General features: G+C 48.7%; 6 protein-coding genes. 5 read left to right on the forward strand and 1 reads right to left on the reverse strand.

Going from position 1 to position 5510, the window contains the following annotated elements:
* From ACLTD4_RS32705 to ACLTD4_RS32725, 5 genes are all read left to right on the forward strand, one after another.
* On the forward strand, positions 1-1506 hold a 1506-nt coding region (locus ACLTD4_RS32705; RefSeq protein WP_412331913.1), incomplete at its 5' end, for a proline--tRNA ligase.
* Positions 1507-1620: 114 nt separating this feature from the next.
* Entirely contained in the window at positions 1621-2148 is a 528-nt protein-coding gene (locus tag ACLTD4_RS32710; protein WP_117623409.1) for a GNAT family N-acetyltransferase, read from the forward strand.
* Positions 2149-2267: 119 nt separating this feature from the next.
* Positions 2268-2861, forward strand: coding sequence for a hypothetical protein (locus ACLTD4_RS32715; protein ID WP_147335905.1), 594 nt, complete (start codon positions 2268-2270; stop codon positions 2859-2861).
* A gap of 66 nt (positions 2862-2927) precedes the next feature.
* Positions 2928-3620, forward strand: coding sequence for an RNA polymerase sigma factor (locus tag ACLTD4_RS32720; protein ID WP_243008348.1), 693 nt, complete (start codon positions 2928-2930; stop codon positions 3618-3620).
* Positions 3613-4242 (forward strand): DUF4367 domain-containing protein, encoded by a 630-nt coding sequence (locus ACLTD4_RS32725; RefSeq protein WP_181988679.1) that lies wholly within the window; start codon positions 3613-3615, stop codon positions 4240-4242. The genes ACLTD4_RS32720 and ACLTD4_RS32725 overlap by 8 nt, the downstream gene beginning before the upstream one ends.
* 76 nt (positions 4243-4318) lie before the next feature.
* On the opposite strand, the gene ACLTD4_RS32730 is transcribed toward ACLTD4_RS32725, so the two are convergent.
* Positions 4319-5510: FUSC family protein (locus ACLTD4_RS32730; protein ID WP_412331914.1), on the reverse strand; the 1192-nt coding region annotated here is incomplete at its 5' end.

The raw sequence follows: 5510 nt of genomic DNA on the forward strand, positions 1-5510 counted from the left end.
GAGGTACAGTTTCCTGTTGTGATGCCGGCCTCCTTATGGCAGGAGTCCGGCCGGTATGAGAGCATTGGAAAAGAACTGCTCCGGTTTGCCGACCGGGGCGGCAGCCCTTTGGTTCTCGGTATGACCCACGAGGAGGCGGCGGTTCAGCTTGTGAGGGAATATGGACAGAGCTATTTGAAATATCCTTTTATGATCTATCAGATTCAGACAAAATTTCGTGATGAGGCGCGTCCGAGGGCGGGACTGATCCGGGTCCGCGAGTTTACAATGAAGGACGCCTACTCGTTCCACACAAGCCAGGAGGATTTAGAAGCGTATTATGACAAGTGTTATAAGGCCTATGAGCGGATTTATAAGAGGGTGGGAGTTCCTGAGGTCATATCCGTGGCATCGGATTCCGGCATGATGGGCGGCAGCATTTCCCATGAATTTATGCTTTTGACGCCCATCGGAGAGGACTCCATCGCGATCTGCGGGGAGTGCGGATACCGGGCCAATATGGAAGCGGCGGAAACCATTGTGCGCAGTGCCAGGGATGAAATTTCAGATGAACTGACGCTGGTTCATACGCCGGATATACACACGATTGAGGATATCTGTCATTTCCTTGAAACCGGGAAGGAACACTCCTGTAAGGCAGTGGTTTACCAGCGGAATTCTGACGACAGGTATATTGTCCTGTTTATTCGGGGCGATCTGGAAGTAAATGAAACAAAGCTGACTAATTATCTGGGTTATGAGATTCACCCGGCAGTCATCACTGAGGAAAGCGGCCTGACGGCTGGATATATTGGTCCGTACAACTTAAAGGGGGATTTTACGGTTCTGTTTGACCGTTCGCTGGAAGGGGCAAATAATTTATCCTGTGGTGCCAATATCTGTGAATACCACTATACCGGGCTGGATATGAAACGGGATGCGGGCAGCGCAGAATACCATGACTTTGCGAAGATCACCGAAGGCGGAAGCTGTCCTCACTGCGGGAAGGCGGCAATTAAGATTTCACGCGGTATTGAGGTCGGAAATATTTTCCAGTTAGGTACAAAGTATACAAAAGCCATGGATATGACGTATGTGGCAAAGGACGGAAGTATGCAGTATCCGGTGATGGGATGCTACGGGATCGGTGTGGGCCGGCTTGCTGCCGCTGTATGTGAGGCGCACCATGATGAATTTGGACCGATTTGGCCAAAGGAAATTGCACCGTGGCAGATTCATTTATGTGCTGTCCGGCCGGACCATGAAGAAGTCAGAGCGTATGCGGACCGCCTGTATGAGGAATTGCAGAGCAGGGGCGTGGAGGTGATCTATGACGACCGCCAGGTAAGCGCCGGCATCATGTTTTCCGATGCGGATCTGCTGGGAGTTCCGCTGCGAGTCATTGTCAGCCCGAGGAATCTGAAACAGAATATTCTGGAGGTGGCTTCCAGGGATAAGCGCTTTTCAGAGAAAATAGCGATGGAGCATGCGGCGGAAACGTTACTGCAGCTCGTAAATGATCGCTAAAAGGCCTGGTGACTAATCAATACGCTGATAGAGATAGTAAAAAGGGCCTGCGTGTGTTAAAATGAGCGAAACGGTGAAAGGGCTTTATATGAAAGCCCAGGGGAGGTAAATAGGATGAAAACACCTTTATTAGAGACGGAAAGGCTGCTTTTGCGGCCATTTTGCGAAGCAGATGCACAGCGGGTCTTCGATTGCTGGGAAAGCGACCCGGATGTGGCGCGGTATATGTTTTGGAGCAGTCATAATGACGTTGAGAAGACCAGGCAGTGGACTGCCTTCGAAGTCTCTCAGATACCATCGGATCAGTGGTACCGCTGGGCCGTGGTGCTTAAAGCGACTGGGGACCTGATCGGAACCGGACTTGTTTATTACGAAGAGGAATACCATTTATTTGAAATAGGTTATAATTTCGGGAAAGAATACTGGGGATATGGATTTGCTACAGAAACGATGGAAGCAATTGTGGATTTTGCAAAGAATGTCCTGAAGGTAAAGGAGCTGGTGGGCAGGTACGCAAAGGAGAATCCGGCGTCGGGCCGTGTGATGGATAAGCTGGGATTCCGGTATTTCAGAGAGATTCCTTATGAGGCGAACGAAGGAAAACACCGTTACAATGGGGTAGAGTGCAGGCTGAAGTTCTAAAAGGATATAAATCATGAAAAAATATTTGTCCGCTGCAACATTTTATCATGCTCATCTGTATAGAAGACAGAACGGCTAAGAAAGCTGTTAAAATTCCAAAAACAGAGAGGATAAATATTATGAAAAAAATGATGACTCTAACGATTTGTGCAGTGGTGGCGCTGTCAATCACTGCCTGCGCTTCCAGCGGTGCCGCTGCAAAGACTCCAATAACAGAGACAACTGCTATAACAGAAACAACCGCTATAACAGAGACAACTGCTATAACAGAAACAACTGCTATACCAAAATCAACAACTCCGACGAATACCAGTCCTGACACAATGATTGCCAACCCTTTCGTGGATTGTCAGACTATGGAGGCTGCCGCCGAGGTGGCTGGATTTGAGTTTCGCACGCCGGAACAGGTGGAAGGCATCTCAGAAAAAAAGATACAGGCTGTGGATCAGGAGATGATCCAGGTTATCTATTCAGCGGATGAAAATCAGATTTTGATCCGTAAGGCACCGGGAACAAGGAATATAAGTGGGGATTATAACAACTATCAGAAAGGAGAAACCATCACGGTGGATGAAATGCAGGTGACTTTAAAAGGAAACGATGGCGTCATCGCTCTTGCCACCTGGTCTGCAAACGATTACTCTTACTCCATTTATGTGAGCGCGGGCATGGCTCAGGACAGTATCGTAAGTCTGGTACAGGCGATTCATTAAAATAAGACTGCACAGGCAATGGCGGGAACATTTCCGGCATTGCCTGTCTTTGTGGGAGAGACAGTGATGGAAGTATGTATTTATTTGAAGAGGGGATGGAAGGACTGTATGATCTCTTTCCTCCGTAATATATGCAGCTATAAACAATCCCGGCGGCGTATCTTGTTTGCCTATGAAGCAAAGGCTGCTTTCGGGGAGTTTGCCAATAAAACAAAGGCTGCTTCCGGGGAGTTTGCCAATAAAGCAAAGGCTGTTTCCGGGGAAAATGCCGCTAACCGGGAAGCGGTCAATATGCAGGCGGCCAGAGTACTCGATGAATATGGAAACAGTATCTTGCGTCTGGCTTATTCCTATCTGCATAATATGAGCGATGCCGAGGACATCTTACAGGAGACGTTGATTCAGTTTTTAAAGACGGGCCCCTTACTGGAAAATACCTCGCACGAAAAGGCATGGCTGCTTAAAGTTGCTGCAAATTTAAGTAAGAACCGTATTGAATACAACCGGATCAGGCAGACGGATGAATTGGAAGAAACGCTGGCCGCAGACTGCAGAGAGGACTTGTCCTTTGTATGGGAGGCGGTGAAAGCGTTGCCTGACAAATACCGCGAAGTCATACACCTGTTTCACTATGAAGGATACTCTACGGCACAGATAGGAAAAATGCTCAATAGAAAAGAAGCAACCGTTCGGTCGGATCTGCGGCGTGGAAGGCAGAAATTAAAGGATATTTTGAAGGAGGCATATGATTTTGGGTAAATACAAAGAACTTATCGAAAGAGTGGAAGTAACCGATGATATGCGCTGCCGTATCCTTGATCATATCAGCAGAGAACCGATAGAGAGGCCGGAAAGGATACTTCCGTTGGCCGGCCTCAGAAGGTACATGGCCGTTGCCGCCTGTTTTGTCATCCTGGTGGCAGGCGCAGTTATGATTCCTGCGGTTCTGCATCATAATCCGTCATCGCCGGATCAAGGCGTGCTTACGGCGCCGGTATTGTTGAATGCCGCATCCGCAGTGGAACTGTCAGAAATGGTGGGTTTCGACGTTGTTGATATCCCGTCCCTTATGTCGGCATCGGACAAAACAACATATATGGCATTGGGAAAGGAGCTGGCCGAAATAAAATACAACTCCGGCAGCCAGACCGTCACATTTAGAAAGTCCGCTAAAATGGACGATAATTCAGGTGATTACAATAGTTACAGTACCGTGAAGGTGATTACCGTGAATATGGATTCCGTCACGTTGAAGGGAAATGACGGTAATTATAATCTCGCGGTCTGGTCAAAGGGAGAGTACTCTTATTCCCTGCATTTTACAGAAATGGTGACGGAAGAAGCAGTTAAACAGATCGTAGAGGAGATAGACGCAAGATGACGTTCGGGGCGGAGATATTATTTTAACATGGTGATAGACTCCATCACTGCAGGCATCATCACCGCCCTTCACTGCCTCACCCGTTATGACTGCAGACACAACGATACATCTCAGACAATTGTTTGGAATACTGTTCCATCAACACGGATAACCGAGGTTCCCCTTCCATCGTCCGTTTATAGATGATCTCCGGGGATACGGTGCGATTCCTGTCAGCTTTCATATGAAGCATCTCCTGGATCTCGCTTAAAATACAGGCGGTAAAGGCCAGATAGTCTTCCATCTGTGCGGAATTAACCGCACTGGCTTTTCGGTTGTTGATCAAGAAAAGCATTTGTTCCGCCTCGGAGATCATGTGCCAGGAAATCCATAGAAGTTTTTTGATAAAGCCCGAATCCTCATTTCCCGCCTTTTTCAAATACTGGATAATCTGGTCGTGAATCAGATGGTAATGGATCTGGACATCGCAGATGACGCCATAATCCAGAGGCGCGGTCAGGCTGCTCTCCAGCAGGCGAAGGTAAACGTGGTGTGTATGGAACAGCTGATACAGGTTGTAACGGTACTGTCCCTTCTGGTGCGTAGGAAATACAAAACGGTTTACGAGAAGTACCAGCACCATAGCAGCGACGACATATAGGATACGGAGCTCAGCGGCCAGCATCTGTGGGAGTGCCAGCGTGGTAAGGGTCAGGGCAAAGCAGGTGGAGAACAGGGCCTGCTGCCAGGTTCCGGCTGTTTCCATATAAAGCCCTGTCGCCATAACGGTCGCCAGTACAAAATGCCAGCCGGTTCCATGGAACAGCGGGAGGAGAAACTGCAGGATAAGACAGCCCGCCAGTGTGCCGATAAAGCGGGTCTTGATGCGCGTGGCGCTATCCTCATACATGGGGCGGAGCAGCAGGAAGGCGTTCAGCACGAGCCAGTAATCATGATTTGCCTGGCTGACCATGCTGTAAGTAAAACCAACGGTCAAAACTACGCTGAGACGAAGCGCAAAACGCGTCTCAAATGCATCCGCTTTTATCTGGCCAAACAGTTTCCTTAAGGGGCGGCGGTAGCTGGGGAGTCTCCAACAGTGAGGACTCGGTTTTTCTCCTGTCTGTCGGATGTTTTCCAGGATCAGCAGGAAGAGTCGGAGAAAATTCTGAACAAAAATGCAGGGGATTTCATCGCGTTCCTCCGCTTCGGCCAGAAGCTTATTTCCTGTGTTGACCAGTTCTTTCCATTCAAAACCGCCGTTTCCCGCGGCCTCCATATATTGGGCC

Source organism: Hungatella sp. (assembly GCF_046966825.1).

Coding starts and splice junctions, on each gene's coding strand:
- ACLTD4_RS32710 (WP_117623409.1), top strand. CDS start 1,621: ATGAAAACACCTTTATTAGAGACGGAAAGGCTGCTTTTGCGGCCATTT.
- ACLTD4_RS32720 (WP_243008348.1), top strand. CDS start 2,928: ATGGAAGTATGTATTTATTTGAAGAGGGGATGGAAGGACTGTATGATC.
- ACLTD4_RS32715 (WP_147335905.1), top strand. CDS start 2,268: ATGAAAAAAATGATGACTCTAACGATTTGTGCAGTGGTGGCGCTGTCA.